Origin of the sequence: Bacillus sp. NTK074B (assembly GCF_017303375.1) — a bacterium.
GTDB lineage: Bacteria > Bacillota > Bacilli > Bacillales > Bacillaceae_B > Rossellomorea.
The window spans coordinates 1-707 of sequence record NZ_JAFKOH010000033.1 but is presented as its reverse complement, the minus strand read 5'-3'; the positions used below and the strand labels follow the sequence as shown (position 1 = coordinate 707).

Annotated in this window: 1 protein-coding gene; it reads right to left on the bottom strand. The window is 45.0% G+C overall.

The window, feature by feature from the left end; all coding sequences use genetic code 11:
* Positions 1–211 precede the first annotated feature (211 nt).
* Positions 212–707: transposase (locus JI667_RS21290; RefSeq protein ID WP_206858449.1), on the bottom strand; the 496-nt coding region annotated here is incomplete at its 5' end.

Below are 707 nucleotides of genomic sequence, written 5' to 3'. Positions count from 1 at the left end.
AGTGATGGGCACATTTGATCTCTGCTTATTAGGTGGACTTACCCTCCCATATCTCCTGGCATCGAGTGCCTACATTCCTTCGTTGGGTCTCTCCCTAACGCAGAGGCCGGCGTATGCTCCTGCATGGACTGATCAGTAGATCGTCGAAAGTCGTGTATGGGCCGGCTTCTCAGTGTCTGGGTTTAGAAGAACTACGTTCTCATTCAAAGAGTTAGGCTGCTTTGGGATGAGAGAGGAAAGGCATATCTCCCATCATGCGCTCTAAATCAAATGTTGTTTCATAATGGCTAAGACCATGACAAATTTGAAGTAACTTACGACACAGAATCACAAGTGCTTCCTTTTTCGTTACTGGTTTCTCGCGATCATTACTGTAGTAGTCATAAAGTGCTCGAAACGCCGAATTTGAGTGTAGTAAAGGGAACACTGCTTTGTACAATAAAGCTCGAAGCCTTCTTCGCCCTCGCTTAGAGATCCTTTTTCTACCCTTTGATTCACCAGAAGAATTCGTTACCAGTGTTAATCCCGCGAGTTTAAATAATTGGCGTGGATCCTTGTAACGCTTAAGTGAACCTGTCTCGGAGAGTAGCTCCAATACGGTTGTTTCACTAATTCCGGGAATCGATGTTAGGTAATCAAAGTCAGGCAATTGGCGGGCAAGGGTGACAAGATTTTCAGTAAGCTCTTGGATCTGCGATTCATACATG